We start from the raw sequence: 2227 nt of genomic DNA, 5'->3' as shown, positions 1-2227 counted from the left end.
AGATGGATGCTTCAGCGTGCTACTGCTTTTCTCATGCTTGATTTAATTATGATTTGGGAATTGTAGTATCGATTGAAGCCCTGTCTGCCGACTGGAAGGCTCCTTCGCCCTCGATGTGTCGAACCGCTTTACGAAAGGAGGAATATATTCTGCAATGAAAAATGTTTCTACAAAAAACTAAACACTGAGGTTCAAAACATAGATAACCGATCTACTACCACCACAGCCTGAATATATAAATCCCCCTTTACCAAAGCAGAGCTGTTGCATTCTAATTGATTAGTTTGTTTAGAGTCTCAATATCATTGGCTACCAGTCTGGTGGCCTTTGCTATTTGATTCATGCCTTGGTGTCCTCTAAGGATCCTTCATATTTGATTGGGTTAGAACCGTTAAAGTGCACTCTTATATTTGAACGTACCCAAATGATGTCTCCATTTTTTTTGTAAACCTGATGCTCTATTCCGTTGACCTCACCTGTCATTTGAAGGAGCTCTCTTATCTTCATCCTATCCTGCTGATTCACCATAAGTGATCCAGCGCCAGGGACAAGTTTGCAGAACTCCTCACGTGATTCATAGCCAAACATTTTGACCATAGCAGGGTTTACTGTCGTGAAACTTCCCTCGCCGTCGGCAACATATATGCCTTCTAAAGAATTTTCGAAGAGTTCGCGGTATTTGTCTTCTGCATTTTTTTTTCTCTGTAATATTCCTAAACGACCACCATACACGCCCTACATTCTTTCCATCCAGTATACATGGGCACCGAATGCCTTTCGAATATTCTTCCATCTTTGCAATGCGCCAAGCAAGTGTGCGTGTCATTAGATGAATGCAATTCAATCAATTCGAGTTCCAGGTTTCATCTGCATTTTCTATTTGGTCATAGATAAAAGCAGCAACGGTTTTGAAATCACGGATAATATCCAGCTGAGCTGTGTCGATTTTCCAAAGGTGAGCAAATTGTTCGTTAGCTTCTAAAGCTTCTCCTGCTTGGTTAGTTGCTGATATGCCGTTGTCTGTGCTATTGAGTATGGTGTGTAGATATGATGCTCTCTTTATGTTTTGATCTTCCGGTTCTTTTTTTGCACGTAGATCATATATGTGCGCACAAAATAATGCATCTTGGTTTTCATTTAAGGTGAGTATAGAAAGTTCAATCGGAATGACGGTACCGTCTTTATGTAGTGCGATCGTTTCTACGTCTTCGGTTAGGAAGAGGAGGGATGCCGTTACTCGGATATAGTTTTTTGTCCCTTCTTGGTGTTGATTTATAAGTTCTTTAGGGACCATCGTGTCGGTCAGTTTTTGGCCAATTATTTCGTCTTTAGTCCACCCAAAAGTTTTTTCGGCTTGTGGGCTCCAGAAAGAGATCACGCTGTCTTTGTCGTACCAAATCGAGGATTCGAAAGAGCCGTTCGTGAAAAAATTACGAAGGGCATTTGCGGTAGTTAGTTTTTTTAGAGCCCTTAAGCCAAGGTCGACCGTGCTAGACCTATAAGTAATACAATGAAGAAGACGTTTACCCAAAAAAGCCAAGAATTGATAGTTCTAGCGGTCTTTTCCTAGTACGGTACTGAAATCCCTCTCTATTGTTGTCAACAGAATCCGAAACTTCACTGCATCTGCTTTAGGGCATAGATGGTTTCTGACTTCGTCAATTATACCTGTGAGTACTACCTGCCGGTATTTCGTACCCAGATCAGAAAGGCGTCCCACATGAAAGTCACCTTCTTTCCAAATTGAGATGGCTTACTTTCATAAATGAAATGTTTTGAAATTTTTCAAACAACCAAATCATGTGATCAATATCCTGTTTCATGATTTTTCCCCTGCAATAACCCTTCTTGCATTTGTTGGATTGAGTCACCTGTTTGCATGGCTATGCACAGTGCCAGACTATCTCCGATGGGAATGCTTAGGCCCTTTTTCAAATGCACTCCAATACTGTTCTTCATTTGTGATTAGATACAGAGCATGAGGTTGTTGGATGCGTCTTTTTTGTCCTTTGGAGTATTGAGATTCCCCACTAATGTATGCACGTACAGCTGAGGATGTTCCGAAGCGTGTAGTAGTTGATACTAGATCAGGATGGTGCAAATCATGAAAAAGTATAGATAGTGCGGTAAGTCTGATTTTTATCATTTGGGATTAGATAAGGATAAGGTGCTTTATACTACGATGTTAGGAAGAAGTGTAGGACAAGTAAATATATACTAGGCGAGT

General features: G+C 40.7%; 2 protein-coding genes. Both read right to left on the bottom strand.

The genetic code is table 11. The features are described 5' to 3' along the window. Window positions 1–339: 339 nt before the first annotated feature. Window positions 340–732, bottom strand: coding sequence for a PAS domain S-box protein (locus N7U62_RS22795; RefSeq protein WP_264140485.1), 393 nt, complete (start codon window positions 730–732; stop codon window positions 340–342). Window positions 733–844: 112 nt separating this feature from the next. Next, window positions 845–1531, bottom strand: a complete 687-nt coding sequence (locus tag N7U62_RS22790) for a PAS domain S-box protein (protein ID WP_264140484.1) — start codon at window positions 1529–1531, stop codon at window positions 845–847. Between the last annotated feature and the right edge of the window lie 696 nt (window positions 1532–2227).

The organism is Reichenbachiella ulvae (assembly GCF_025833875.1).
Classification (GTDB): domain Bacteria; phylum Bacteroidota; class Bacteroidia; order Cytophagales; family Cyclobacteriaceae; genus Reichenbachiella; species Reichenbachiella ulvae.
Note: the sequence above shows the minus strand (reverse complement) of the source record. Positions and strands in the feature narration are given on the sequence as shown.